Genomic DNA, 26,508 nt, shown 5'->3' on the forward strand with positions numbered 1-26,508 from the left:
TTTTGCTCAAACGGCATTAGCCCCAGCTTTTCTATTTCACCCAGCCTAAAATCATTTCACGGATGAGTTTGCTGGCTGTGTTGGCTGTTTGTTCTGATGGGTCGTAGATTGGTGCTACTTCCACGAGGTCGGCTCCGACTACTTTTACTTGGGAGCGGGCGATTTCATGGATGGAGGCTAAAAGCTCCTTGGATGTGATTCCGCCGGCGTCGACGGTGCCTGTGCCTGGCGCGTGAGCCGGGTCAAGGACGTCGATGTCGATTGTTACGTATACCGGGCGGCCGGCCAGCTGTGGAAGGATTTCCTTCAGCGGCTGGTGCACATCGAATTTCGAGATATGCATTCCGACTTCTTTAGCCCATTCGAATTCTTCCTTCATCCCGGAACGGATGCCGAAGGAGAAGATATTCTGAGGCCCGATCAGGTCTGCGGCCTTGCGGATCGGCGTTGAGTGTGACAATGGCTCTCCCTCATAGTGCTCCCGAAGGTCTGTATGGGCATCCATATGGATGATGGCAAGATCAGGATATTTCTTGTACATCGCCTTGAAAACCGGCCATGAAACAAGATGCTCCCCGCCCATGCCAAGCGGGAATTTATCGGCAGCCAATAGCTTGTCGACAAACTCCTCAATTAGATCCAGGCTCTTCTGCGGATTTCCGAAAGGAAGCGGAATATCGCCGGCATCGTAATATTTAACTTCCTCAAGCTCGCGGTCCAGATACGCACTGTACTCTTCAAGTCCGATTGAAACTTCCCTGATGCGGGTCGGGCCGAAGCGTGAGCCCGGACGGTAGCTGACTGTCCAGTCCATCGGCATTCCGTAAAGGACCGCCTGGCTTTCCATAAGATTCGGATGGCTTCCGATGAATACATTTCCTGAATAAGCTTCATCAAATCTAACCAAAATGACTCCCTCGCTTTACATGCTGGTGCCTGGCACCAAAAATTATTTCACTAGATCCTGAACAAATTTAGGCAGTACAAACGCTGCTTTGTGCAGTTCTTTTGTGTAGTATTTTGTATCGATTTCGTGGAAGCGCTCTTCGCTCACTTCAAGCGGGCTGTACTTTTTGCTTCCGATTGTGAATGCCCACAGTCCGCTTGGGTATGTCGGGATGTTGGCCACATATAAGCTTGTGATCGGGAAGATTTCTTTTACGTCCTTCTGAACGGTGCGGATCAGGTCTGCCTTGAACCAAGGGTTGTCAGACTGCGCGACAAAGATGCCGTCTTCTTTCAATGCCTTGGAAATGCCGGCATAGAATCCTTTTGTGAACAGGTTTACTGCCGGGCCTACCGGTTCAGTGGAATCAACCATAATGACGTCATATTCATTTTCGCTGTTCGCGATATGCATGAAGCCGTCGTCAACCTTCACTTCTACTCTTTCATCATCAAGCATGCCTGCGATTTCAGGCAGGTATTTTTTGCTGTATTCGATGACCTTGCCGTCGATTTCAACAAGCGTCGCTTTTTTTACGCTCGGGTGCTTCAGCACTTCGCGGATCACGCCGCCGTCGCCGCCGCCCACTACAAGGACATTCTCCGGATTCGGGTGCGTGAATAAAGGAACGTGAGCCACCATTTCATGGTATACGAACTCATCCTTGATGGATGTCATGACCATATCATCCAAGAGGAGCATATTGCCCCATTCTTCTGTCTCTACCATATCAAGCTTTTGAAAATCAGTTTGCTCTGTATGTAAAGTCTGCTTCACTTTCATTGTAATGCCAAAGTTCTCGGTCTGCTTCTCTGTAAACCAAAGTCCCATTCTAAACATCCTTCCATTTTAAAAATGTATAGTGCGCATAAAACGCTCTCAAAACTTTGCAAAAGTTGTGCGGTTATCTTTATGCTTCCCTAACTGTTTATTTACAAACATGAGAAAAAGTATAGATGAATCTAGCAAAATTGCAAGAAAAAAATGAAACTCGCGAATAAATTCCTTCTCTTATTTCAATACTAGGAATAAAGACCAAATTTGGGTGCCGGGCACCATTGCAGGCACTGTCCATATAAAGGGGTGAATATGATGGAAATCATGGCAGACCATCGGCTCAAGAGAGCGAAGAAATATGTGCGGGCAGCCGCTGTCATCAGTTTAATAGGCATGATCGCTGCCGGCCTTGCCATCGGGGCTGTCCTGATTTATGCCAAGGTCCTTGGCCCTCCCCCGCTTGCTGTACCCCAGTCTACTCTGTATTACTCAGAGGACGGAGAAGTGATCGGGGAAAGCAGCAATGGCCAGAAGCGGTATTGGGTGACGCTTGACCATATTTCCCCTTATCTGATTGATGCAACGGTTTCAGTCGAGGACCAGAATTTCCATTCCCACCACGGCTTTGACTATAAACGGATTGCCGGGGCCGCCCTTGCCGACTTAAAAGCGATGGCGAAGGTCCAGGGTGCCAGCACCATCAGCCAGCAGTATGCCCGGAACTTATTTCTTGCACATGAGAAAACGTGGAAACGGAAAATGATGGAGGCCTTATACACGATCAGGCTTGAGATGAATTATTCAAAAGATGAGATTCTCGAAGGCTATGTCAATACGATTTATTATGGCTATGGCGCTTACGGGGTCCAGGCGGCAAGCCAGTACTATTTTGGCAAGGATGCAGAGGAGCTGAATCTTGCAGAAGCCTCCATGCTTGCCGGGATACCGAAGGGGCCCGGTGTCTATTCTCCGCTCGCCTCTTTTGAGCGGGCCAAGGACCGGCAGCGGATCATCCTGGATACGATGGCCGGTCATGGAAAAATTACTGAGGCGGAAGCTGAAAATGCTTTTGGTGCAGAGCTGAAGCTTGTCGGTGAATTTCCGCATAATGCAATCGAAAAAGCGCCATATTTTCAGGATGCGGTCAAAAATGCGCTGAAAAATCAGCTTCAGCTTGATGACCGCATAATAGAACTTGGCGGCCTGAAGGTATACACAACGCTTGATACAAAAATTCAGGATGCTGCTGAACAAGCTGTATCCGGCACTATCAGCAAAGATTCAGAGATCCAGGTCGGGCTTGTGTCGGTCAACCCGAAGAACGGACATGTCAAAGCAATGGTCGGCGGAAGGGACTATAGCGAGAGCCCGTTCAACCGGGCGGTGCAGGCAGTCCGGCAGCCTGGTTCGACAATTAAACCGCTCCTGTATTATGCCGCCCTCGAACAGGGATTCACCCCTGCAACCATGATGAGGAGCGAGCAGACCACCTTCCGTTTTGAAGACGGCAGGCCGGAATACACGCCGCATAATTTCAACAATCAATATGCCAATGGTGATATCACCATGGCACAGGCACTCGCTTTGTCGGACAATGTGTACGCCGTAAAAACTCATCTCTTTTTAGGCGAAGAAATGCTTGCAGAGACAGCGAAAAAATTCGGCATCACTTCCAAAATGGCTGAAGTTCCTTCGCTGGCGCTTGGGACATCAGGCATAAGAGTCATTGAACTGGCCAATGCCTACAGCCTTTTTGCCAACGGCGGGAAGAAGGTTGCGCCAGTTTTGGTGACAAAGGTAGAAAACCATAAAGGCGAAGTGATTTATGAGGAAACGAAAGAGCCCCTGCCTGTACTGAAGCCAGAGGATGCTTATGTAATGACCCAAATGATGACAGGGATGTTTGACCATAAGCTTGACGGCTATTCCAGCGTCACCGGGAGCACGATCATCAATAAGATGACAAGGCCTTATGCCGGCAAATCGGGCTCAACCGATACAGACAGCTGGATGGCCGGGTTTACCCCGCAGCTCGTTTCCGCCGTCTGGACCGGATATGACCAGGGCAAGCCCATCACTCTGACTGCAGATAAAGCTTATGCGAAGAATATTTGGATCCAGTTCATGGAGGATGCCCATAAAGATATGCCCGTCAAACGGTTTAAAGGCCCAAAAGGAACGGTCGGCGTGTATATCAATCCGGAAAACGGAAAGCTTGCCACAGACCAATGCCCGGTTCAGCGCTTAACCTATTTCACCGCCGGGACAGAGCCGGCTGAATATTGCACTGATCATCTGGAACATATGGAAAAAGAAGAGCCGGAACGGCCTGTGAAAAAGCCCAAGGAGAAGAAAACATGGTATAAAAAGCTGTTTCAGTGGGGATCTTAGTACACCATATAAAAGGAAAAACCCCGGGTTTCCGCCCGGGGTTTTTCGTGTCCTAGTTCTATACAGTGCATCAACACTGTAAATAAGTTTACTTTTTTTATCGCCGCTCGGCAAGTAGGTTGGAATTTAAGTTCGAAAATCTGTCACAATTTCGTCAAAAATTCTAGCTGGAAGCCAGATCCTTTTTCAGCTTTTCTTCTGCCCTTTCCCACATGCCCATATCATGGTTCTTCAAGAAGTCTGTAAGGATCCCTTTTGACTTATCATCCATATGATCGACGATGATATGGCGCTTGATGCTTTTATCAAGCCTGTTGACATGCTCAGGCAGCAGTTTATAGCCGCGGCGGATTTCCCGGTCCACCGTCATAAAGCATGCGGTGACGCCGGCATAATAAGGGCCTTCCTGCTTGCGGTCGATCGTCACCCACACGAGCCAGTAAGGCTTGCCGTTCGGGACATCTTCCTGCTTGGTCAGGAACTTGATTCCTTTTTCTACAGCGCTTCTCGCATGCATGGCGCCGATATCAACATGGGCATCCCCTGCCTCCACATCGACAAAGACCGGTGACACGTTGTCAAGGCTGAGAGAACCTCCCCCAAAGCCGCCATGCCCGTCCGTCGGGTCACTTTTGATGATATTGAAGCCAATACTTTTTTTCTTCTTTTCTTCCATTTGATTTATCCTCCTTTTAGAAAGGTCAGTTATCACAGGCTGGTCTTTGATATAGACGCCTGCTTCCCGAGTCGTCAGCCGCGCAGGAATAAACTCGAGAAAAAGTCATGCATCCCATTGATCAGTACCGGCAGAACGGTGCTGAAGATCGGCTGGATCGTATACTGGTCGAGCGGGGTGATGACAAGAATCAGGAATATAATAGAACCATATGCCTCGAACTGCGTCAGCTTCGGCCTGATTCCCGCCGGCGCGAGGTCCTCAATGATCCGGTATCCGTCAAGGGGCGGAAAAGGCAGCAGGTTAAACACAAACAGCATAAGATTCAAGTAAATGAACAAATCCAGGAATTCCGGCACAAAGTCAGGCAGGCCTGATGCTGCCCCGGCCGCGGCAAGTCCATACCAGATGCCGAGTGCGATGGCCGCCATCAGAAGATTGCTCAGCGGTCCGGCAATCGATACTGAGATTCCTGCAAGCCTTGGATTTTTAAAGTGGAAACGGTTCACCGGCACTGGCCGCGCCCAGCCGAATCCCGCTATAAAAATCAGGATGGTCCCAAGGGGGTCCAGGTGATGGATTGGATTGAGCGTCAGCCGCCCCTGCTTCTGTGCCGTCGGGTCGCCGAATTTATAAGCAACAAATGCATGGGCAAATTCATGGACCGTAAAAGCGATCATCAAAGTCAATGCTACATAGGGAATCTCCCTTAAAGAAAAGGCTAAGAATTGTTCCAACGGCAATACCCCTTTTTCAATCAAGTCATTAGGTACAGGCACACGCCTGCACACATACTTATCTATTTTTCAGTATACATGAAATGCCTGATGAAGGGAAAACTCCGCTTCCATGAAAAGCCCGGCGTCCGCGGGCGTCCGGGACTGGCACTTCCCGCCAGCCTTCTGCTATAGTAAAAAATATAAAAAGGAGGAAGTTAATATGCCATATGTGACAGTCAAAATGCTTGAAGGACGTACAGAAGACCAGAAAAAAGCTCTTGTTGAAAAAGTGACCGATGCCGTCAGCGAAACGACCGGCGCTTCCAAAGACAAAGTCGTCGTGTTCATCGAAGAAATGAGCAAAAACCATTACGCAGTCGCGGGCAAACGCTTAAGCGACGAAGATTAAAATGGCCTTGTAAGGCCCGCAAACTAAAGAAAAAGCTAAGCACACCCCTAGTGCTTAGCTTTTTCTTTCAGCTTCCCAATATATTGATAGGCCTCTTCAACCTCTTCTACTGTGTACTTCTGCTTGCTTTTTAAGGTAAAGACCTTCTCCTGCACCTCTTCACGGGGAAGATTATCAAAATATAAAACCGTTGAGACAAGCTCCAGGAATCTCGCATTTTGGCTGTTCATATCTTCCAGGCAGTCCGGCAGGCATGGCATATCGACCTGGTTGACGGATAGAAATTCCCGGCCGTTGTCCGTCAGTGTGTACCGGTATTGAAAATAGCCGCCCTTCTTCTCTTTCACTTCATTCAGGAAGCCCATATTGCAAAGCTCCTCCACCCTCAAAGTCAGCTCCTCTGAATAAGGGCCATAAAAGTGGAACTGGAACCGCTCCTGAAACGGAAAAGAAATCTTCTTTGCAATAAAAATCATCTTCTGAAGCTTTTTCCGTCCGATGATTTCCCCGGAAGCCGCCAAAGCGTGCACCAAATTGGCATGATCTTTTAACAAAACCCCTCATCTCCTACTCCAAAGTAATTACCGCTTCTATGTATGTCGATTAAATCTCCAGCATTTCACGGATTTTTTTCTTAACAGTCTTCTTGCTGCCTTCGTCCATAATCAAATCAGCAGGATAATACAATTTATGGTCCGTCCGCCTTTTTCCGGATATTGCATCAACAATCTCCGATTCGCGCGACAGTTCCCGGAGATCCCCGTTTTTCATCTGCAGGTGGATCGGCAGCCTCTCCTCTTCCTCTCCCGGCCTGTAAAAGTCATAAGGAAGGTCTGACGAGGAATCGACAACCAGATAATACTCGGGATCAAGGCCTGCCTTGCTGAACAGGACTGACAGCTCGGCCAGCTTCTTGTATTCCTTCGCCGGATCAAACTCCACGTATTTGAAAAGGTTGCGGTCCATATACCGCTTGCACAGATCCCTCAAAATCGGATCTTCTTCCTCCTGCCACATCTGGAAATAATAGAGTATCACGGCTTCATCGAGCTTCAGATAGTCTTCCAGCGTCACTTCGCCTTCAAACAGCGTATAGAAATGGAGGGGGAGGTACTTAAATGCATAATAGTTTTCATGAAGCTGCTTGGCCCGGTGCAGGATTTTCGTCAATATGACTTCCGCACTCCTGGTAACCGGGTGGAAATAGACCTGCCAGTACATCTGGTAGCGGCTCATGATATAATCCTCGACCGCATGCATCCCGCTCTGCTTGATGACGACCTGGTCCTCCCTCGGGCGCATGACCCGGAGGATCCTTTCCATATCAAAATGCCCGTAGCTGACACCGGTAAAATATGCATCGCGCTGCAGATAGTCCATCCTGTCGGCATCGATCTGGCTCGAAATCAGGCTGACGACCTGCTTGTTCCGGTAAGTCTTCGCAATCACATCGGCTACATCTTTCGGAAAATCCTTCCCTGCCCTTGAAAGCACCTTGTTCACTTCTGTATTGCCGAGGATGACCGCCTGCGTGTAATGCTCATGATCCAGGTCGAACACCTTTTCGAATGAATGGGAGAAAGGACCATGCCCAAGATCATGCAGGAGCGCCGCACAAAGGGACACAAGGCGTTCATTCTCATCCCATTGTTCCCGGCCGGCAAATACATCATCAATGATCCGCCTGACAATCTCATAGACTCCAAGTGAATGATTGAAGCGGCTGTGCTCTGCCCCGTGGAAGGTCAGATAAGTCGTCCCCAGCTGCTTGATCCGCCGCAGGCGCTGGAATTCCCTTGTCCCGATCAAATCCCAGATCATTCTGTCACGGACATGGATATAGCGATGGACAGGGTCCTTGAATACTTTTTCCTCGCTTAATTTTTCCGTCGAATATGGCATCTTTTCCCCTCTTCCTGTGCACCTGTCTGGCCTATTTCCAGTTTGTTTCCTTTGTATCTATTATAGCCAGTTTTCACCGCTAAATCATTACAAAATCTGCTGTAATTCTCTTTTCTTCGACAAAATCCAGACACAGCAAGGCTTTCGGAAAAATAAAATTTTCCTGCGTTCAGATGGTGTTCTTTTTCCACAAACAGGCAGCACGCTAAACATACGGGGAAGAAAGGAAATTGCCTGTTCTGCCAGAAACATGCACCATTTGGCGAATAAAAAATCACCTTAAGACAGGTGTCAAAGGCGATTTATTTTTTCAGCTTCTTTTCAATTTTTTCTCTTAGCTCTTCTTCCGACAATGCTGCCAGCGGACGATTGTTGACAAAGGCGAAGGTCTTCTTCCTGCCCGGCCCGCAATAGGATTGGCAGCCTACGTCCACTTTTGCCTCAGGATCGATATCCTTCAGCATGGGGATCAGTGTTTTCAGATTAACTGCCTGGCAGTCGTCGCAAACACGGAATTCGTTTGCCATTTCGTACATCCCTTTCTCGGTCTATCAATTTGATTGAATCTCTATAATTTGATGGCTTTTAGTTAGTGTCTTATTCTATCTGCCCGGAGGCACTAAAAGGTATTTTACATTTTCTCAACTTGTATTGCAAGCTGCAATCTTTAGCACTGATGGCGGGTTACAGGCATTTTTTCCAGCACATCCTCCCTTTTCTCCCCAGACCCTGAATATATCAGAAAAAAAAACTACTATCCTTTTATTCCCTCTGTATAAACAAACCAGGATGTGGCCATGCTAGGGCTAGAAGGTTATATAAACCAATTTTGTCCAGGGAGTTGAAGAGAAAATGAAAGTAAGACAGGATGCATGGTCAGAAGAAAATGATTTATTGCTCGCTGAAACGGTATTAAGGCATGTCAGGGAAGGAAGCACCCAGCTGAATGCTTTTGAGGAAGTAGGAGATAAACTCAACCGCACTTCTGCCGCCTGCGGTTTCCGCTGGAACGCTGTTGTAAGGCACCGCTACGAAAAGGCATTGCAGCTCGCCAAAAAACAACGCAAACAGCGCAACAGACTGCTTGGCAAAGAACAGGGCGGAAAGAAAAAGCTGCTGTACAACCCTCCATTCCCGGCTGCTGAAGAAGTAGAATTGCTCACTGCCGATACATTGCCGATGTCAGAAGAAGAAACGAAGATCTATACAGAAGCAGAAATGGATATGGGTATTGATATGGATGCGGATTTAGATACAGAAGCTGAGGAAGAATCAATGGAAGCTGCCGAACCAGTATTCTCTTATCCTGCCTATCAATCGGCGCCGCAGCCGAAAGCCCAGCTGAATCTCGACTCTGTCATCAGCTTTTTGCAAAGCCTGAACGGCTCCACCTTCAGCGCTGATATTTTAAAAAGCGAGAATGAAAGATTGAAACGCGAAATCGCCATGCTGCGGAGCCAGAATGAGCAATTATCCGGAAAAATCGGCATGCTCGAACAAAACACCGTCACGATCCAGGAAGATTACGAGACGCTCATGAAAATCATGAACAGGGCAAGAAAACTGGTTCTGTTCGATGAAGAAGAACGCCCGGCCACTAAATTCAAGATGGACCGCAACGGAAACCTGGAAAAGGTAGCAGAATAAAGGAACCCGCTGTTTTATAGAATCGGAGAGACGAAACGGCAGCAGCCTGCCTCCTTAAATAGAAAACCGCCCGGATTTTGCGGGCGGTTTTCTCTATTTGATCGATATTCAGGCGGGATCCTGCAGGCTTCCTGAGCCGAATACTTTTTCATTCCGCTCAGCGACCCTTTCATAATAGCTCTCATACAGAACGGCTTCCTCTTCATTAAGTCCGCCGGCATACAGCCTGCCCGACTTGTTTTTAAGCACGTTCAGAAATCTCATCATTACATCCGCGATTGTCAGCTCGGACTGGAGCAGCTCGCTGAGCGACGCCATGACCGGCGGTGTGATATCAGGATACAGGAATTTCGTCACCTCATCCTTTTTCGCCCTGCTGTAGAACTCGCGGATCAATGCAGCACGCCCGCTGCCGCTTCCGTTTACGCATAAATAAATCTGGACCGCCACTCCCTTGCGCAGCCTGCGCTGGGAAATGCCGGCGAACTTCCTGCCGCCGATGCTCAGATCATAGCTGCCGGGACAATAGGAGCCGACAATCTCCCTTGCTTCTATTTCATATGGAAAATCGCTGAACATTTCTTTTATTAAAAGCCACATTGCATCATAGCCGCGGTTAATATCAATCCCTTTTTCACTTTCCGGAAAAATGAGCGACAAATTCAGTACGCCCTCATCCAGCACAACCGCCAGGCCGCCCGAGTTGCGGACAATCGTCCGGTACCCCTGCCCGCGGAGATAGCCGACCCCGTCTTCCAGATAGGGAAGGCGCGAATCCTGGATGCCGAGCACGATTGTCCGGTCATGGACCCATGCCCTTGCCGTTGCCGGGGTTTTGCCCGAGCCGACAGAAGCACACAGCGTATCATCCATCCCAAACGAATGCATCGCATTCAAATGCAGGCCCGCACTCGACTGATCTATAATCCGCCACTCCGGCTGCTGCAGCAGCTCACTTGCTTCGTTCATCTTCAGTACTCCTTTAAATAAGCAATATGGGATTATTATAGCATATGGGGGGCGGGGAGCAGAAAAGGGGCGGAGTCGCTGGTCCGGGAGCGCAATTTAATTATTGGAATCTGCTTTTTGACTGCTTTTTCCGTTTGAAAACTGCTCTTTCGCCTGAGAACAGCCTATTATTCGGATTGCAAACGGTGCTGGAGCTGCTTTTCTGTTCAATTCAGCAGATATTCTACCGAGTCTATCCGGGAATCTACCGACTTCGCGCTATATTCTACCGAACCCAACCTATAATCTACCGAATTCGGCGTTTTTTCTACCAACTGGCAGCTGACAGCCTCACCACATCGCACCGCACCGCACCACGCCACACGCCGCACCGCAAAAAAAAGAACCGGCACACAACGCACCGGCTCCTTCCTATTTACTGGTTCAATGCCTGCGCTGCTGTGATCAGGGCAAGCTTGTAGACGTCTTCCTGGTCGCAGCCGCGGGACAGGTCGTTCACCGGGCGGTTAAGGCCTTGAAGGATCGGTCCGACCGCTTCGAAGTTACCGAGGCGCTGGGCGATTTTGTAGCCGATGTTTCCTGCCTCCAGGCTTGGGAATACAAATACATTGGCATCTCCCTGCAGCGGGGAATCCGGAGCTTTCTTCTGTGCTACGGATGGAACGAAAGCTGCGTCGAACTGGAATTCACCGTCCACGATGAGCAATGGCTCGCGAAGCTTGGCTTCTTCAACTGCCTGGGATACTTTTTCCGTTTCAGGCGATTTTGCAGAGCCTTTGGTAGAGAAGCTCAGCATCGCAACGCGCGGGTCGATGTCGAACATTCTTGCTGTCTTGGCGCTTTCGATGGCGATTTCCGCAAGATCTGCGCTGTCTGGTGCGATATTGATCGCACAATCGGCAAATACGTATTTCTCATCTTCACGAACCATGATGAAGACACCGGAAGTCTTTTTGACGCCTTCTTTCGTCTTGATGATCTGAAGTGCCGGACGGACTGTGTCTGCAGTAGAGTGTGCAGCTCCGCTGACTAGGCCGTCTGCTTTGTTGGCATATACAAGCATGGTGCCGAAATAGTTTTCATCAAGAAGAATGCGGCGGGCATCCTCTTCAGTAGCTTTTCCTTTTCGGCGCTCAACAAATGCTGCAACTAGTTCGTCCATCATCGCAAAGTTTTTTGGATCATAGATTTCAACTGAATCTAGGGATACATCCAATGATTTTGCTTTATCCTCGATTTGTGCGATGTCCCCGATCAGAATAGGGGTAAGAATTTTATCAGCTGCCAGACGGCCTGCTGCAGTCAAAATCCTTTCATCCGTGCCTTCAGGAAATACGATTCGCAGATTATTGCCGGAAACCTTATTCCTTAATCCTTCAAAAAGATCACTCATATGAAAATCCTCCTTTTATATGTAACAAATCACTCGGCTTAAGCGGCGCTGAGACTGCCTTTATCCGCAGAAATGGGCCTGCGTCCGCTATTCTCACTCCCTTAGGATACTCCTCCACTGTGAAAATTCAAGAACAAGGAGAAGTGGCAGCGGTTACACCTGAAAAGTTTTTGTTTTCTTAACATTCTTATACTTATTACCGGGAAACGATTCTCTCCGGACGATGTTAATATGGTCTTTTTTGCCGGAAAATATCCGATTCCGCGCCCGTTCTGATTGCCTTATCTGCTATTCTTTAGAATCCCCTTGTTTTCCCGGCTGGAAACCTGATTAAGAATTATTTTTGAAAGCAGGCAAGTGACATATAATTTTCAAGTTTCAGGCAGACGTGTTATGGTGAAACTATGATATAGTATTGTTGAGAATTCGAGTACATATATAGGAGTGATCAGAATGAGTGAAGCAGCACAAACGCTTGATGGCTGGTATTGCCTCCATGATTTCAGGACAATGGATTGGACTACATGGAAAATGACTCCGAAAGAAGAGCGCGATGCAGCAATCCAGGAGTTCATGGGTCTTGTGGACAAATGGAATTCTGTCCAGAGCGAAAAAAATGGCAGCCATGCTTTATATACGATTGTTGGCCAAAAAGCAGATTTCATGATGATGATCCTGCGCCCTACAATGGAAGAGCTGAATGAAATCGAGAACGAGTTCAATAAATCAAAGCTTGCGGAATACACGATCCCGGCACATTCTTATGTTTCCGTCGTTGAGCTCAGCAACTATCTGCCGGCCGGAGAGGACCCTTACCAGAATCCGCAGGTCCTGGCACGCCTTTATCCAGAGCTTCCTAAAGCAAAGTATGTTTGCTTCTATCCGATGGACAAGCGCCGCCAGGGTGAAGACAACTGGTATATGCTGCCTATGGAAGACCGCCGCAATATGATGCGCAGCCACGGTATGATCGGCCGCCAATATGCAGGCAAAGTTAAGCAGATCATCACTGGCTCTGTCGGCTTTGACGATTATGAGTGGGGAGTAACCCTTTTCGCAGACGATGTTCTTCAATTCAAGAAGCTTGTCTACGAAATGCGCTTTGATGAAGTGAGCGCCCGCTACGGCGAGTTCGGCTCATTCTTTGTCGGAAACCTGCTCCAGGAAGACCAGGTAGGCAGCTTCCTGAATATTTAATACTATGTGAATCAAGCCTCGGCTCCGGCCGGGGCTTTTTTTCATTGGAAAAATATTAATTGGCTGCGACCAAGGTAAGCACCCTCCGCTTTTCTTCTTGTCCAGCTACGGGCGCTAGCCCCTCGAGTCATAAGTCACTTCAGGATTGAAGGCAAAGAACGCCTTCTATCCTGAAGCGTCTTATGCTGGGCCCGCAGGACGCGGGTCATGCAGGCGTTGCCACAGGACGTGGCGTCTTTAGCCTGCGTTCCTCTATTCTGAACAGTCGCCTCCGCTTTTCTTTCCCCCATCAGGCATAATACAGCATTTCCCACATATTTATGAAATAGTGAGTTTGGTTTTTTACGGATGCTTTCACTTGCAGCTATTGAATAGCTGCTGAGAGAGGTGAAGTTATGGCCGTTATTCCTTATACCGAAGCGGATGTCAGGCTTCTCGCGAGGCTGATGCGCGCTGAGGCTGAAGGGGAAGGAAATCTGGGCATGCTGATGGTCGGCAATGTCGGGGTGAACCGGGTCAGGGCCGATTGCCTGGATTTCAAGGAGATCCCTTCCATCCGGAAAATGGTTTACCAGCGGCCAGGCGGATTTGAGGCCACCATCAAGGGCTATTTTTACCAAAGGCCCCGCCAGAATGAGCTCGACCTGGCCAGGAAAGTCATCAAGGGGCAGCGCCATCATCCTGCCAGCAATTCGCTCTGGTTTTTCCGCCCCACCGGGGACTGCCCTGCCGAATGGTATAATCAGCCGAATGCTGGAAGATACAAAGCACACTGCTTCTTCCAGCCGACCCAGGCAGACTGTCCAACTGTTTATTAATGAAATATAGGAGGGATTTATTTTGAAACAGCAATCTGTACCGCAGCAGCAATACGTTGATTACCGCACCTATCCGCCTTATCAGCAGCAGCAACAGCAGCAGCCTTACTATGGGGCCGGCACACAGGCACAGGGATACGGCGCTCAGCAGGTCTACCCGCAAATGCCGGCCGGTTCCATGCTCACCACGTCCCCGGCTTCAGCTTCACCCGTTTCACAGGTTCCCGGGATGCTTCCTATTGAGCAATCGTATATTGAAAATATCCTTCGCCTGAATAAGGGAAAGCTGGCAACCGTTTATGCCACATTTGAAAACAACCGGGAGTGGAATGCGAAGATTTTCAAGGGAATCATTGAAGCAGCCGGAAGGGATCACCTGATCTTGAGCGATCCGCAGTCAGGGACCCGCTACCTGATTCCAATGATTTACTTGGATTATATTACATTCGATGAGGAAATTGAGTACGACTATCCATATGGTGCGGCTCCTGGGATGGCAGCCTTTCCGCCGAGATAATGAAAAGCCTGGCTTATGCAGCCAGGCCCTTTTTTTAAAGATATTTAACTGCGGCAATGATCAGGAGGACCCATGCAGCAAGGAAAGCGACTCCGCCAAGCGGCGTGATGGCGCCGAGCACACTGATTTTTGTAAGTGTCAGGACGTACAAACTTCCGGAGAATAAGATGACCCCGACCAGCATCAGCCAGCCGGACCAGGATAATAAGGCCGTCGCCGGCAGACGCCCCAGCAGGATTCCGATGATCAGGAGCCCGGTGGCATGGAACATTTGATAAGTGACGCCTGTTTTCCATGTTTCAAGATATTTTGGTTCAACTTTCCCTTCAAGTCCATGGGCGCCGAAAGCACCGAGAGCAACAGACAGGAACGCATTTATAGCACCGATTATGATAAAAGTTTTCATGATTACACCTCTTCATTGACTGTTAAAAGTCAAAAATTGAATCTCCGTTCGCTTCATTTTCCATATTCATCTTCTTTGGCTGCTGGATCGAAGCCAGCGGCACACTTTCCTGGACAGGCTGAGGAGTATAAGATGCAGCCGGCCGCACCGGCTCTGAACTTGCCTTCTCACCTTCCAGAAGCAGCTCGCACAAAGCTTTTATAGAATATACCCGCTGCCGGATCATTTCCTCAGAAGAGCTCGATTTTGCCTCCTGAAGCTCTTTTTCGATCTTGCCCAGCAGATTTCCAACAGGTATCTGCATACTGTTCACCTCTTTTTCCTGAATCTCTACAGCTCCATTTTCGGCAGCAGGCATCAAAGCTATTCAAGCCAGCCTGAATCACTTTGCCTTTTCCTCAAATTTGAGGCAAGGATGGCCCGAAGCCCTCTCCACCTCTTTCGATGGCAGCTGCCTTCCTTTGAATTGAAATGCCCTGCACCCTTTCGGATACTGCCGGTCCCATGTCACATAGAAATGCTTGCACAAAAAGCAATTTGGCTGATTGCTGTTCAAACCTGTCATCCTTTGCAGAGTGTTATTTCCAAGTCATTTTGGTTATCGGTTTCTATTGTACATGACTTATGCCCATTATACATCCTATAACTCTGACAGTTATCCTACTAAACATATAAAAAATGCCGTCGGCTTTCGACGGCATTTTTCCCATATGCAGTTTCCGTTCCACGTGAAACATGGCGAATTAGAGATCCGGTATCTCCCAGCTGATTTCTTCTTCCCCATTATTCTTCAAAATCTGATTGGTTTTTGAAAAATGATGGCTGCCAAAGAATCCTCTTCTTGCTGATAATGGGCTGGGGTGGACTGATTTAAGAATGATATGCCGGGGGTTATCAATCAGCTTTGCCTTTTCCTGGGCAGGCTTCCCCCAAAGAAGGAATACGACCGGCTTTTCCCTTTCATTCAGCAGGGTGATGACGGCATTAGTGAAGTGTTCCCATCCTTTGTTTTTATGAGAATGGGCTTCACCCTTCCGCACGGTCAAAACGGTATTCAGCAGCAGGACTCCCTGCTCCGCCCAGCTGACCAGATAGCCGTTATCCGGGATCTCGCAGCCTAAATCTTCATGCAGCTCCTTGAAGATATTCCTTAAGGACGGAGGAATCCTGGTCTGCGGCTTGACCGAAAAGCTCAATCCATGCGCCTGGCCGGGTCCGTGGTACGGGTCCTGCCCCAGGATGACCACTTTCACATCCTCATAATCGGTATATTTCAGGCTGTTGAAAATATCTTCCCTGGCCGGATAGACCTTCCCGCTGGCATATTCTTCTTCCAGGAATGCCTCCAGCTCATGAAAATACTCTTTTTCGAACTCCTCTTCCAAAAGCTCGCCCCAGCGGTTATTTAATAGATGCATCCTGCTCCTCCTTATAGCTGATAGAGGCCTCATAGCCGAGCCTGCCAAAAAATTCGCTGATCGTTTTTTCAGCATTTTTCTCAGCCAGCTCAAGGATTCCCTGGTCAATCGCTTCAGCCTTCACCTGATTCTTAGCCTCTGCTGCAAGGCTGTATGCCTCATCCCAGTCCACATCATCCCGAAAAATGCCGGCAGCCGAAAAGGTCTGGACACCCTCCAGGTCGAGTGACGGTTCTTCGAGGATGCTTGCCTTCGGAAGGGAAACCTCAATCCTCTTGTCCTCCTCTGACACCTTGATGTCATTTTCACCAATCTGCCCAAGATCGACGCCGGCTGTTACCGTTCCCGGCACAATCAGCAGCAGCTTCCGCTTTGTCCCAGGCAGATCCGTTTCTATCTGCCTGCCGAATAATTCATTGTCTTCTTTCTCAATCACTGCTTTCACAAGTGCCTGTGACGATGCTAGCGTTGACAGCCCGCGCATCTGTTCTACAAAACTGCCTTTCTCTTCTTTAACTGATGCTCCTGTATAAAAATAAAAGATTCCTGCTGTAAGCAGAATCCCGATCATAATTAACGATAATAAAAGCAGCCCGATTTTCCAGCTCCACTTCCTGAAGCCGTAGCGCAAAAACCGCAAAAATGTGAATCCGCCCCCGCTGCCCTCAAGAGCGGCGGCACTTGCAGCCTGCCTGCGGGAAGTTTTCAGCTCCTTCATAAGCGCCTCCATCTGTTCTAATACTTCCTGTTCTTTTTTCAACATTTCCGCTCCTTTTCTATACCCGTTCTTTTCCATTATAAAATGAGAACCGCCTTTTTTGTAAAATTTTGCTGAAACAGAGTATAACTTCAAAAAGAAAACGAAGTTTAAGAATGAAAAAAAAGGATAAATAAAAGAATAAGCGGACAGGCACATTGTCCAAAAAATTAGAGGAGGAATTATTCATGTATAAAATTGAGGTTTGTGAAAACGGCGTACAAGCAACGGACACTATTAAAACATTAACGGCAGAAGGCTATGAAAAGGACAATATCTTTATTTTTGCGCATGACGAAAACCGCTCCGAAGATTTGACGGATGCTACCAACACTGGCAGTGTCGGCTTAAAGGAACAGGGTTTATTTGATTCTGTCGGCAATATGTTCAATAAGCGCGGCGATGAGCTCCGCAACAAGTTTGAATCATTAGGCCTTTCAAAGGTTGAAGCTGAGCAGTATGAAAAAGTGCTTGATGAAGGCAAGCTTGTCATCGTAGGCTCAAACGAATAATATAGGAACCCGAAAACCGCCCCGGAGCATCTCTCCGGGGCGGTTTTCTTATTCACTGCAAACAAGAACCCCCTCTGCTGCCCTGCAGAGGGGGTTCTTGCATTCAGCCCAGCAGGCGCTGGTATATGGATTTGGCATGGGCTTCATCCTTCGTTCCATGGATGAGCGCCCGGCCGTCACTGAAAAAGACGGCCCTTTCGCTGCCAAGCCCGGCAGACAGGAGATACGGATTGCCTTTTACTTCATAGCCGAGCCGCTCCAGCTGCCCGGCCAGCTCTTCGAGGTCAAGGTCGTGCTTGCCCGGCGGGCGGATCTGGACGGTATCCCGGCCGCAAAGCACAGCAGTCCTTGTCCGGTTATCCTGCTCCAGGTATGGATAGGTCCTTTCAGACCCGCATGAAGGACAGCCCGGATCCTTGGCTTTTGCCGTTTTCATGTTTGTATACTGGCTGTGCCAGAGATCGAAGCTTACGAATGAGGTCCTGACTGCGTCCCAGTTTTCTGCCAGGATTTTCAGTGCCTCTGCACCCTGATGGGCTACAGTCATCTGAACGGCCGGCCCGATGATGCCGCCTGTATCACAGGTAAGACCCTGCAGAGGAACGGCCTTCAGAAGGCAATTCAGGCATGGGGTCTTGCCGGGGACCACGGTAAAGCTCATTCCGAAGCTGCCGACACAGGCTCCGTAAATCCAGGGTATTCCAAGCTTCTGGGACAGATCATTGATGACCATTCTCGTTTCAAAATTGTCAGTCGCATCAATCATCAGATCCGTTCCAGGCGCAAGCTCAGCCAGCAGCGAAGGATCAGCATCCCCGACGATGCAGTCTAAGCTGGCAGAAGAATTAATTTCCTTCAGCCGCCTTTCTGCTGCCTTCGCTTTCGGCAGCTTTTCCCTGGCATCTTTTTCGCCATAAAGCTGCTGCCTCTGGAGATTGCTTTCTTCCACATAATCTCTGTCAATGATGGTCAGCCTTCCAATTCCGGCCCGGATGAGAAGCTCCGCACAGCCCGACCCAAGCGCCCCGGCTCCGATGATGAGGACGTGCTTCCGGGCGATCTTCTCCTGTCCGGCCGTGCCGATTCCGGGAAACAGCGTCTGGCGCGAATATCTATCGTCCAAGCTAATTCCCTCCTCAGCCGCCGCTGACCGGAGGGATAAAAGCAATAACATCTCCCTCTTGGATCAGCTCATGATCCAGGGCAAATTCTTCGTTCACCGCTGTCATTACAGTTTCCAGATTAAGATGGTAGGCTTCGGTCAGGATTGCTTTCAATTCATTGATCGTCTTGCCTGCCGCCTCAAGCTCGATTTCTTCCTGGCCTGCACTTTCACGCAAATGGGCAAACAGTTTGACTTTATTCATCCAGATCCTCCTTTTCCGGCCGGCCAGTCTGATAAGAAACGGTTTCAAGCTGGTTGCCGATCCACTCTTCCCCGTCCTCCCAGTGTTCCTTTTTCCAGATAGGGACTATTTCCTTGATTCTTTCGATAGCATAGCGGTTTGCTTCATAGGCATCCGCCCTGTGCGGAGTTGATACAGCAATAACGACGGCTATATCGGTAATATCCAGTCTGCCTGTCCGGTGGGTGATGGCTGCCTTGGCGCCTTCCCATTTTTCTTCTATTTCATGGCCGATCTGCTCAAGCTTCTTCACTGCCATTGATTCATAGGCTTCATAAACGAGATACAATGTTTTTTTGCCGCCCGTCAGCTCCCTGACCGTCCCGATAAACACGGTGACCGCCCCTGCATTCCGCTGGATGACTTTATCAGTGACAGCCTGCACATTGATCGGCTCTTTTGATAGTTCAAAATCCATTTTTCTCACCTCTTAGGCTTTTCCATGTTTTTATCTATATAGAATAGCAGGATTGGCTTCCCATTCCCAATCTTAAGATTCCCTGCCGAGCATGCGCTTAGCCTGCTCGTATTCGGAAGGATGGTTCATATTGAACAAACAGGCTTCTGCACCGGCCCAGCCTTTTTCCAATAGCTCTTTCTCTGATAAAATCCGGCTGTCTTCTGTGAGCAGATTTCTCATTTTCCGGTCGCCTGCCTCCAGCATTTCCTCTGCTCTCCGGCATAACCCCTTGTGATAGGCACCGAACAAGGGATGAAGCTGTCCGGAGATTTCCGGGACAGCGGCCTGGCATTCGCCCAGCTCGTTTAAAAGGATGCGTCCGAGCCCGGCTGAGAGAAACGGCATATCACAGGCGGCGACAAGATTATAGTCTGATTGCGAGTTTTTCAGGCCTGCATGGAGTCCAGCCAGCGGCCCTCCATCCTGATAGATGTCTGCGGCCAGCGTGCAGCCAAGAAATCGATAGTCTTCCGGGGAGCTGGTGACAATGATGATGTCCTGGGCAACCTTTTTCAGCTCATCGCGCACCCGCTCGATGACCGTTGCCCCCCCTAAGCTGAGCAGCGCCTTGTTCTGGCCCATCCGGCTTGAGCGCCCGCCAGCAAGGATGATTCCTGTCGCACTCATTCCGATGCCCCCTTTTTGGTATATGTATCTATTGTAGCTTTCTTAATGGTGGATTAATAGGTAGAGGAAAAAACACCCATGGGGAGGGTGCTGGATGGTAAAACGGGTCAAGTGTGGCAATGGGATAACAAACTCGAGCGTGGATAAGGTTTTGCCAAAAAATTTTAAAAGGCCTGCTATTTGGAGTGCAAGGCACGTAGACTCCTGCGGGATTGCAGCGGCAAAGCTGAGACCCCGCACCGCGGAGAGGGAGGAGGCTCAGCGCCGCCCTGCGGAAAGCGAAGTGCCTGGAACGGAAAACAGCAGCAATGTTTCAAGACTATATTTTTTTTACCTACGAAAATCCGCTCCCATTTGTCTACACAAACCGGATGTTAAATCTCCTTGTGCTGAAAGTACGTCAATCCTGATAGGAAAAACAGGGCGAAGCCTCCGAGGATGACGATCAGCAGGGTTTCCATGGAGGCATTCAGTGCCCCGAATTCTTCTCCCATCCGCGGGATCATTGTCAGAAACGGCTGTGCCCATGGATAGAACGGGCCATAGGTTTCTGAGTTGGCTATCAGAATGTTTGGGAGTGTAAAAACCACATTGATGGCCAGCGGTGCGGCAAAGCTGGACCATGCGGCAGAAACAAACATTTGCAGGGCCGCGACCGGAAGGCAGGCAACCCAGCCGCCGGCTATGCTTTCCAGGATGACTTTCCATGGAATCGGTGCGTCAAACCCTTTCATCTGTGCCACAAGCAGCAGGCCGCCTAAAAAAAGCAGCTGGGAGACAGCGATCAGACCCATGACAAGGCTGAATTTCACGATATATACATTCCTCCGGGAAACCGGCAGTGACAGCAGCTGCTTCCAGCCTCCGCCAAGATGCTCATAGCGGCAGACAAATGCAGAGAATACACCGGTCAAGAGCGGCAGGAACAGCAGTGCATGAACGAAGGCCATGCTGCTGAGAGTGTAAAGCCATTGCATCTTTCCTTCCATCCCGGGGTAATCCGCTTCAGCAAAACCGGCCAGAGCAGCAAGCAGCGGGCTTATAAACATAAGCAGCCAGATAGAAGACTTTCTTAGCTTCAGCCATTCAGAACTTAATAGATTGATCATGCTATTTCACTTCCTTTCTGGAAAAATCGATCATCCCGGTCAAATAGATGGCTGTGCCGAGCAGGACACCGGCCAGTGCCGAATAAAAAGGACCGCCCCAGCTTTCAAGGAAGAGCCATTTCAATGGAACCCAGTCCGGGAATTTCACGGAAAACAGCGTCAGTACCGTCGCCAGGATGCCAGCCGTCAGCGGGATGGCCTGATTTTTCATGGTGATGGAAATCCATAACTGCAGCGCAATGAAGGGCATCCCGGCCATATAAGGAAAAAACACCGATTTTGCCAGGTGAAGGAAGGGAATGTCAGTGCCAAAGCCAAGGATGATTCCCAGGATGATCAATCCAAAGAACAGCAGCACACAGGAAAGGAACAATAAGATGGCTGCCAATAGAAACTTGGATGTAAATACTTTCCCTTTTGAAACCGGAAGGGCCAGGAGCTGCTTCCATGCATTTGTCTGATGCTCGATATTGGCAATCATACTGGTGACAAGCGCAAGTCCGAGCATGATGGCAGGAATGCTGAGGAAGCTTGCTTCACCGATCAGCCCTCTCCATAAATCCTTCTCATAGACTCCCGTTAAATACTCATAGCGGAGCCCGAAATTGACCCCTTCAAGAGCAACGACGCCAAACGGGCCGAGAAAAACAAGAAACCAGATCATTTTTCTTTTAATTTTCAGGAAGTCAGCGGAAAGCATGTTCAGCATCACAGGCTTCCCCCTTCTCCTGTCAGCTCCAGGAAGATGTCCTCGAGCGTTTTTCGCTGCTCCTGGACACGGTACACAGAAACATCATGGCGGACCAATGTTTCCACAGCCGCGGCAACCTGGGTGTCTGTCCCGTCAAGCAGCAGATGATCCCGCTCTTTTTCTGCCTGGATGCCGTTTGACAGGAGCGCCCTCCAGGCCTTCTCTGTTTCATTGACTGTTATGCTGATCCGGCTGTTTGATTTCTGCCTGAGAACATGGATCGAATCCTGGAAGATCATTGACCCTTTGGAGATGATGCCCACCTGTGTTGCCATCTGATCGATCTCTGATAGTAGATGGCTAGAGACGAGGATGGTCATCCCATGCTGTGCCGGCATGCTTTTGATCAGCTCGCGGATTTCCAGGATGCCGGATGGGTCCAGTCCGTTCGTCGGCTCGTCCAGGATCAGCAGCTCGGGATTCGCAAGCAGGGCGGCGGCGATTCCGAGCCGCTGCTTCATCCCAAGTGAAAAGCCTTTTACCGGCCGCTTCGCTTCATTTGACAAGCGGACGATGCTAAGCACTTCATCGATCCTGGATTTTGGCACCTCGAGGATCCTGCGGAGAGCCTCAAGATTTTCGATGGCAGTCAGATGTCCGTAATAGGATGGATACTCAACAAGGGAACCTATCTTGCGGAGGATCTGCAGCTTCTCTTTTTTCAGATCCTTGCCAAAGATGTGGATGGATCCGCCCGTCGGCCTGGCCAGCCCGAGCAGCATCCGGATTGTAGTAGTCTTGCCCGCACCGTTCGGACCGAGAAATCCGTATATTTCACCTTTCGCCAGCCGCAGGTCTACATTTTCGACCGCATTCCGTTTTCCAAACTTTTTTGTTAAACCATTCGTTTCCAATATTAATTCGCTCATTTTCTTCACCTCGGAACCATCTTATCCCGCGAAGGTTAAGCTGGGGGTGCAGGGAAGTTTAAATTTGGTTTAAAAAAGGATGGAAGTTAGCATGCCTGCCTGATTTTCAGCTGGTCTGGGGCAGATTTGAGGTGTTTTTGTTGAGGAAATCTAGCTGTCTTAGAACCCGTTGGTGCCCACAGCATGAATTCCGGCTGATTCTACCTAAATTCGGCGGTTTTCTACATAAATTTTCAATTATTCTACATAAAAATTAAAAGATTCTACATAAATTTTTAGTTATTCTACATATTATACATTTATTACCATTAATCAACATCGCGGTTAGATTAAATATGAAAAATATTAGAGCTACTCAATGACAAACCAAATTTTATAAGCCCTGTTGATTGGAGTGCAAGGCACGTAGACTCCTGCGGGATTGCAGCGGCAGAGCTGAGACCCCGCAGCGCGGAGCGTGAGGAGGCTCAGCGCCGCCCCGCGGAAAGCGAAGTGCCTGGAACGGAAATCAACAGCCCCCATTATCAGTTATAACCCATTTCAGCGACAAAAAAGGCCCGGATATATGGAATCCGAACCCTCCACCAATATTTATCCATCCTTATGCCCTATTCCCGAATCCCCTTTCCTCCCAATCACCATCTCCGTCCCGCCGCTGCTGCTGTTAATATGAAGATCAAGATCCATTTCCTTCAGCATGAGAGCAGCAATGGAGAGGCCGATGCCGGCGCCTTTGCCAGTCGATTCGCCTGTCATTCCCGGGCCTTTATCTTTGATAGTGAGGATTTCCTTGTCCTCATCCAGCAGGACGCCGACATATTTGCCCTGGGCGGCGTGCCGGAGGATGTTTTGAAACAGATTATCGAGGATGCGGTTCATCCATTGCCCGTCCAGTTCCCAGAAGATGCTCTTATCCGGCAGCTCGATATCAAGCTCAAATCCTTCATTTTCAAAAACCGGATACCAGGCGGCTGCCGAGGTTTTCACCAGCCGGACGATATCGGTTTTTTCTGGATTATATGGATACTTGCCGGATGTTAGGAGTGTGTAGGAAAGCAGGTTTTCGATCAGCTGGCCCAGATAGCTGATTTTATTGTCAATGAGTTCGAGAGATTCCTGCCCTTTTTCCGTATATATTTCTTTTTTCAAAGAATAGGCATGGCCCCTGATTGTTGTCAGCGGTGTTCTGAGGTCATGGGACAGATTGGCGATCAGCTGGCGCCGCAGCTCTTCTTCTTCCCGCTCCCGCTGCCTGCCTGTTTCAAGCTGGTCGATCATCCGGTTGAAGGCACCTTCGAGCTGGCCGATCTCATCCTTTTTTTCAATGGCAATCGGCAGCGGGATCCCGCCTTCAGCCGGTTTGTCCATCGCCTCCTGGAGGCGGAGCAGCCTTTGGCGGATCCTGTAAAAGAAAATCCATGACACAAACAGGAACAATCCCAGCACCCCAAAGGTGGCAATCAGATAATAATAGTCATAGCTTCTGCTTACTTTCTCCCATTCTGTATCCATTTCCCCCCGCGGAACCTGGATGACCATAAAGCCTTCCGATTTACCTGGCCCGATGAATGAAACGACGGTATAGGGGTCAGCTTCAAGGCCGCGGTTCGTTTTCATGAAATCGATTGTGTACATCGGGTCCCACTGAGCCGGGATCTTTATTTGCTCAGGAAGCTTCAGCTTTGTGCTCCCCTGACCGTCGACCCAGAAGATGCTTGCCTTGCTGTATTTTTGCTTCAGCTTCAGCAGTCTTTCATTGATTTCTTCTTCCGTCCTGCCGCCGAGCTTCTCTCCTTCTTTCTTCCACATTGATTCAATTCCTTTGCTGTCTTCGTAGAGATTCGGGTCATGTTCCTGCATGGAAAAAGGAATATGGAAAAGAACAGAAACGAGCGGAAACGTGATCGGCATGAGCACCAGCGCCAGCAGGATGATGAGCAGATATCTGCCCTGCAGCGATTTTGGCTTCATTGCTTCACCCTGTAGCCGATGCCCCTGATCGTTTCAAGGATGGCAGGCGAGCCGGGATTTTCTTCAATTTTTTCACGCAGGTAGCGGATGTGGACCATCAAGGTTTTATCACCGTCGATATAGGGCTCTCCCCAGACTGCCTCAAAAATCTGCTCTTTTGTGAGAATCTGGTTCGGGTGACGGAGCATGTACATGAAAATCTGGTGCTGCTTGCCTGTCAGGAGGATTTCTTCGCCGCTCCTTGTATCGGTGATGCGGTTTTCCCCCAGGCTGATCTCGAGATGGCGAATCCTGAGATGGCTCTGTTCCGGCTTCCCATACCGCCGGAGAAGCACATCGATCCTCGCCGCCAGCTCTTCCGGATGAAATGGCTTTGTCAGGTAATCATCAGCAAACTGCAGGCCCTGCAGCTTATCATCGACAGCCGTCCGGGCCGACAGCATCAGGATTGGGATCCCGGGTACATCCTTCTTCAGGCGCTGGCCGACCGTAAAACCGTCAAGCCCGGGCAGCATCAGATCGAGGATGACCAGGTCCGCACCTGCTGCTGCATGGGCCGCCCCCTCTCCTGACTGCAGCCAATCGACCGAGTAGCCTTTTTCTAAAAGATAATCTTTAGTCCATTTGCCGATTTCTTTATCGTCTTCGATATATAAGATTTTCTTCATCTTGATCACCGCTCAATCTTCTTTTGTTTTTCAAAAGATATGGAAATATATATTTAAACTCCGATATTAATCCCACAGCTGCGCCAGTCCCCCGTGGACGTAATTAATGCCCAGTTTTCCACAGGCGGCCCAGGCGCTTCACTCCCTAATCATAGGTAAATTTTGGCGAAAAGAAAAGAGGTCCCTGCAATTCGTTCCAATTGTACTGAGAGATAATATTGTTATAATCATAATTAGAACAAGAATGGGAGGCGCATGACATGACTATGAAGAAAGTACTTACGATTGCTGGATCGGATACTAGCGGAGGAGCGGGCATCCAGGCTGACCTTAAAACATTCCAGGAGCTCGGCGTGTATGGGATGACTGCCCTGACAACGATCGTCACGATGGACCCGAAAGACCAATGGCATCATCATGTGCATCCGCTGCCAATCGAAACGCTGAAATCGCAGCTTGAAACCATCCTTTCTGTCGGCATCGATGCAATGAAGACCGGCATGCTCGGAACGGTGGAAATCATTGAATTGGCGGCAAAGGTCATGGATGAAAATAAGCTGGGCAACACAGTCATCGACCCTGTTATGGTCTGCAAGGGGGAAGATGAAGTATTGAACCCTGAAACCACTGACGCGATGAGGGAGCTCCTCCTGCCGCGGGCAACAGTGGTGACGCCGAACCTGTTTGAAGCATGGCAGCTGGCGCAGACCGGCCCGATCCGCACCATTGATGATATGAAGGAAGCCGCAGCGAAAATTCATGACATGGGTGCGAAGTATGTATTGATCAAAGGCGGCAGCAAGCTCAAGCATGAAAAAGCGGCTGACCTCCTATACGACGGCAAAGACTTCACCCTGTTTGAAAACGAGCTGATTGACACTGTTTATACGCATGGAGCAGGCTGCACCTATTCTTCTGCTGTGACAGCAGGCCTTGCGAAGGGCCATAGCGTGACAGAAGCTGTCGAAATCGCGAAATCCTTCATTACGGAAGCGATCCGCCACGGGTTCCGACTGAACGAGTATGTGGGTCCTACGATGCACGGTGCGTACCGCAGCAATGGCTCGATCGAAAAAGCAGAAGGCCGGAAAATCTGATAGCGGAGGAAAACTGCCGCTGCTGAAAAGGAATGTGGAAGCGCCGATTTCGCTTTTCCATTCCTTTTTTAGTAAAATAATCTCATTCAAGGAACA

General features: G+C 49.3%; 30 protein-coding genes. 8 read left to right on the forward strand and 22 right to left on the reverse strand.

Going from position 1 to position 26,508, the window contains the following annotated elements; genetic code table 11:
* Positions 1 to 31: 31 nt before the first annotated feature.
* Entirely contained in the window at positions 32 to 907 is an 876-nt protein-coding gene (gene speB, locus AC4E8B_RS23265; protein WP_490215890.1) for an agmatinase, read from the reverse strand.
* Between the two features lie 42 nt (positions 908 to 949).
* Positions 950 to 1,777 (reverse strand): spermidine synthase, encoded by an 828-nt coding sequence (gene speE / locus AC4E8B_RS23270; RefSeq protein WP_490215892.1) that lies wholly within the window; start codon positions 1,775 to 1,777, stop codon positions 950 to 952.
* Positions 1,778 to 2,038: 261 nt separating this feature from the next.
* Between speE and AC4E8B_RS23275 the strand changes: the two genes are divergently transcribed.
* Positions 2,039 to 4,114, forward strand: coding sequence for a transglycosylase domain-containing protein (locus AC4E8B_RS23275; RefSeq protein ID WP_490219861.1), 2,076 nt, complete (start codon positions 2,039 to 2,041; stop codon positions 4,112 to 4,114).
* Between the two features lie 163 nt (positions 4,115 to 4,277).
* Here the strand turns inward: AC4E8B_RS23275 and AC4E8B_RS23280 are convergent, their stop codons facing one another.
* Entirely contained in the window at positions 4,278 to 4,790 is a 513-nt protein-coding gene (locus AC4E8B_RS23280; RefSeq protein WP_490215894.1) for a YwhD family protein, read from the reverse strand.
* A 74-nt stretch (positions 4,791 to 4,864) separates the two neighbouring features.
* Entirely contained in the window at positions 4,865 to 5,527 is a 663-nt protein-coding gene (locus AC4E8B_RS23285; protein ID WP_490215896.1) for a site-2 protease family protein, read from the reverse strand.
* A gap of 112 nt (positions 5,528 to 5,639) precedes the next feature.
* On the opposite strand from AC4E8B_RS23285, the gene thmT reads away from it, so the two are divergent.
* Positions 5,640 to 5,918, forward strand: coding sequence for a 2-hydroxymuconate tautomerase (gene thmT, locus AC4E8B_RS23290; RefSeq protein ID WP_490215897.1), 279 nt, complete (start codon positions 5,640 to 5,642; stop codon positions 5,916 to 5,918).
* 47 nt (positions 5,919 to 5,965) lie between these two features.
* Here the strand turns inward: thmT and AC4E8B_RS23295 are convergent, their stop codons facing one another.
* The 3 genes from AC4E8B_RS23295 to AC4E8B_RS23305 all read right to left on the reverse strand — a co-directional run bounded on the left by AC4E8B_RS23295 (position 5,966) and on the right by AC4E8B_RS23305 (position 8,347).
* A complete protein-coding gene (locus AC4E8B_RS23295) occupies positions 5,966 to 6,472 on the reverse strand; it encodes a YwgA family protein (RefSeq protein WP_490215898.1) in 507 nt (168 codons plus the stop codon).
* Between the two features lie 49 nt (positions 6,473 to 6,521).
* Entirely contained in the window at positions 6,522 to 7,820 is a 1,299-nt protein-coding gene (locus AC4E8B_RS23300; protein ID WP_490215900.1) for an HD domain-containing protein, read from the reverse strand.
* Positions 7,821 to 8,122: 302 nt separating this feature from the next.
* Entirely contained in the window at positions 8,123 to 8,347 is a 225-nt protein-coding gene (locus AC4E8B_RS23305; protein WP_022544517.1) for a YuzB family protein, read from the reverse strand.
* 325 nt (positions 8,348 to 8,672) lie between these two features.
* Between AC4E8B_RS23305 and AC4E8B_RS23310 the strand changes: the two genes are divergently transcribed.
* Positions 8,673 to 9,467: an RsfA family transcriptional regulator gene (locus tag AC4E8B_RS23310; protein WP_490215902.1), complete on the forward strand. Its 795-nt coding sequence runs from the start codon at positions 8,673 to 8,675 to the stop codon at positions 9,465 to 9,467.
* A 108-nt stretch (positions 9,468 to 9,575) separates the two neighbouring features.
* On the opposite strand, the gene lipL is transcribed toward AC4E8B_RS23310, so the two are convergent.
* Together lipL and pta are read right to left on the reverse strand one after the other, a co-directional pair.
* Positions 9,576 to 10,436, reverse strand: coding sequence for an octanoyl-[GcvH]:protein N-octanoyltransferase (gene lipL / locus AC4E8B_RS23315; protein ID WP_490215904.1), 861 nt, complete (start codon positions 10,434 to 10,436; stop codon positions 9,576 to 9,578).
* 415 nt (positions 10,437 to 10,851) lie between these two features.
* Positions 10,852 to 11,829 carry a phosphate acetyltransferase gene (pta, locus tag AC4E8B_RS23320; RefSeq protein WP_490215905.1) on the reverse strand — a complete coding sequence of 326 codons (978 nt, stop codon included), beginning with the start codon at positions 11,827 to 11,829 and terminating at the stop codon, positions 10,852 to 10,854.
* Positions 11,830 to 12,282: 453 nt separating this feature from the next.
* Between pta and hemQ the strand changes: the two genes are divergently transcribed.
* The 3 genes from hemQ to gerQ all read left to right on the forward strand — a co-directional run bounded on the left by hemQ (position 12,283) and on the right by gerQ (position 14,361).
* Positions 12,283 to 13,026, forward strand: a complete 744-nt coding sequence (hemQ, locus tag AC4E8B_RS23325; protein ID WP_490215907.1) for a hydrogen peroxide-dependent heme synthase — start codon at positions 12,283 to 12,285, stop codon at positions 13,024 to 13,026.
* A gap of 395 nt (positions 13,027 to 13,421) precedes the next feature.
* Complete coding sequence (locus AC4E8B_RS23330) at positions 13,422 to 13,844, forward strand: cell wall hydrolase (protein ID WP_490215909.1); 423 nt, start codon at positions 13,422 to 13,424, stop codon at positions 13,842 to 13,844.
* Positions 13,845 to 13,866: 22 nt separating this feature from the next.
* Positions 13,867 to 14,361 (forward strand): spore coat protein GerQ, encoded by a 495-nt coding sequence (gene gerQ / locus AC4E8B_RS23335; RefSeq protein WP_490215910.1) that lies wholly within the window; start codon positions 13,867 to 13,869, stop codon positions 14,359 to 14,361.
* A 34-nt stretch (positions 14,362 to 14,395) separates the two neighbouring features.
* On the opposite strand, the gene AC4E8B_RS23340 is transcribed toward gerQ, so the two are convergent.
* The 4 genes from AC4E8B_RS23340 to AC4E8B_RS23355 form a co-directional block, all read right to left on the reverse strand.
* Positions 14,396 to 14,767, reverse strand: a complete 372-nt coding sequence (locus tag AC4E8B_RS23340) for a DUF423 domain-containing protein (RefSeq protein ID WP_490215911.1) — start codon at positions 14,765 to 14,767, stop codon at positions 14,396 to 14,398.
* A gap of 22 nt (positions 14,768 to 14,789) precedes the next feature.
* Positions 14,790 to 15,125: a YwdI family protein gene (locus AC4E8B_RS23345; RefSeq protein ID WP_490219862.1), complete on the reverse strand. Its 336-nt coding sequence runs from the start codon at positions 15,123 to 15,125 to the stop codon at positions 14,790 to 14,792.
* Between the two features lie 385 nt (positions 15,126 to 15,510).
* Positions 15,511 to 16,185 carry a uracil-DNA glycosylase gene (locus AC4E8B_RS23350; protein ID WP_490215912.1) on the reverse strand — a complete coding sequence of 225 codons (675 nt, stop codon included), beginning with the start codon at positions 16,183 to 16,185 and terminating at the stop codon, positions 15,511 to 15,513.
* Positions 16,169 to 16,948: a DUF4230 domain-containing protein gene (locus tag AC4E8B_RS23355; protein WP_490215913.1), complete on the reverse strand. Its 780-nt coding sequence runs from the start codon at positions 16,946 to 16,948 to the stop codon at positions 16,169 to 16,171. The genes AC4E8B_RS23350 and AC4E8B_RS23355 overlap by 17 nt, the downstream gene beginning before the upstream one ends.
* A 182-nt stretch (positions 16,949 to 17,130) precedes the next feature.
* Between AC4E8B_RS23355 and AC4E8B_RS23360 the strand changes: the two genes are divergently transcribed.
* Entirely contained in the window at positions 17,131 to 17,454 is a 324-nt protein-coding gene (locus AC4E8B_RS23360) for a YflT domain-containing protein (RefSeq protein ID WP_490215914.1), read from the forward strand.
* A 103-nt stretch (positions 17,455 to 17,557) separates the two neighbouring features.
* Here the strand turns inward: AC4E8B_RS23360 and AC4E8B_RS23365 are convergent, their stop codons facing one another.
* The 9 genes from AC4E8B_RS23365 to AC4E8B_RS23405 form a co-directional block, all read right to left on the reverse strand.
* Positions 17,558 to 18,577 carry a ThiF family adenylyltransferase gene (locus AC4E8B_RS23365; RefSeq protein ID WP_490215915.1) on the reverse strand — a complete coding sequence of 340 codons (1,020 nt, stop codon included), beginning with the start codon at positions 18,575 to 18,577 and terminating at the stop codon, positions 17,558 to 17,560.
* A gap of 13 nt (positions 18,578 to 18,590) precedes the next feature.
* Positions 18,591 to 18,821: a molybdopterin converting factor subunit 1 gene (gene moaD / locus AC4E8B_RS23370; protein WP_490215917.1), complete on the reverse strand. Its 231-nt coding sequence runs from the start codon at positions 18,819 to 18,821 to the stop codon at positions 18,591 to 18,593.
* Positions 18,814 to 19,278 carry a molybdenum cofactor biosynthesis protein MoaE gene (locus tag AC4E8B_RS23375; RefSeq protein ID WP_490215919.1) on the reverse strand — a complete coding sequence of 155 codons (465 nt, stop codon included), beginning with the start codon at positions 19,276 to 19,278 and terminating at the stop codon, positions 18,814 to 18,816. The genes moaD and AC4E8B_RS23375 overlap by 8 nt, the downstream gene beginning before the upstream one ends.
* Positions 19,279 to 19,350: 72 nt before the next feature.
* Positions 19,351 to 19,947 (reverse strand): molybdenum cofactor guanylyltransferase, encoded by a 597-nt coding sequence (mobA, locus tag AC4E8B_RS23380; protein WP_490215920.1) that lies wholly within the window; start codon positions 19,945 to 19,947, stop codon positions 19,351 to 19,353.
* 374 nt (positions 19,948 to 20,321) lie between these two features.
* Positions 20,322 to 21,056 carry an ABC transporter permease gene (locus AC4E8B_RS23385; protein WP_490215921.1) on the reverse strand — a complete coding sequence of 245 codons (735 nt, stop codon included), beginning with the start codon at positions 21,054 to 21,056 and terminating at the stop codon, positions 20,322 to 20,324.
* Position 21,057: 1 nt separating this feature from the next.
* Positions 21,058 to 21,765 carry an ABC transporter permease gene (locus tag AC4E8B_RS23390; protein WP_490215923.1) on the reverse strand — a complete coding sequence of 236 codons (708 nt, stop codon included), beginning with the start codon at positions 21,763 to 21,765 and terminating at the stop codon, positions 21,058 to 21,060.
* Entirely contained in the window at positions 21,765 to 22,676 is a 912-nt protein-coding gene (locus tag AC4E8B_RS23395) for an ABC transporter ATP-binding protein (RefSeq protein WP_490215925.1), read from the reverse strand. The genes AC4E8B_RS23390 and AC4E8B_RS23395 overlap by 1 nt, the downstream gene beginning before the upstream one ends.
* Before the next feature lie 591 nt (positions 22,677 to 23,267).
* Positions 23,268 to 24,647: a sensor histidine kinase gene (locus tag AC4E8B_RS23400; RefSeq protein ID WP_490215926.1), complete on the reverse strand. Its 1,380-nt coding sequence runs from the start codon at positions 24,645 to 24,647 to the stop codon at positions 23,268 to 23,270.
* Positions 24,644 to 25,315, reverse strand: coding sequence for a response regulator transcription factor (locus tag AC4E8B_RS23405; RefSeq protein ID WP_490215928.1), 672 nt, complete (start codon positions 25,313 to 25,315; stop codon positions 24,644 to 24,646). The genes AC4E8B_RS23400 and AC4E8B_RS23405 overlap by 4 nt, the downstream gene beginning before the upstream one ends.
* A gap of 260 nt (positions 25,316 to 25,575) precedes the next feature.
* On the opposite strand from AC4E8B_RS23405, the gene pdxK reads away from it, so the two are divergent.
* Positions 25,576 to 26,412: a pyridoxine/pyridoxal/pyridoxamine kinase gene (gene pdxK, locus AC4E8B_RS23410; RefSeq protein ID WP_490215930.1), complete on the forward strand. Its 837-nt coding sequence runs from the start codon at positions 25,576 to 25,578 to the stop codon at positions 26,410 to 26,412.
* Positions 26,413 to 26,508 lie beyond the last annotated feature (96 nt).

The sequence above is a fragment of the Bacillus sp. SRL543 genome (assembly GCF_984799205.1).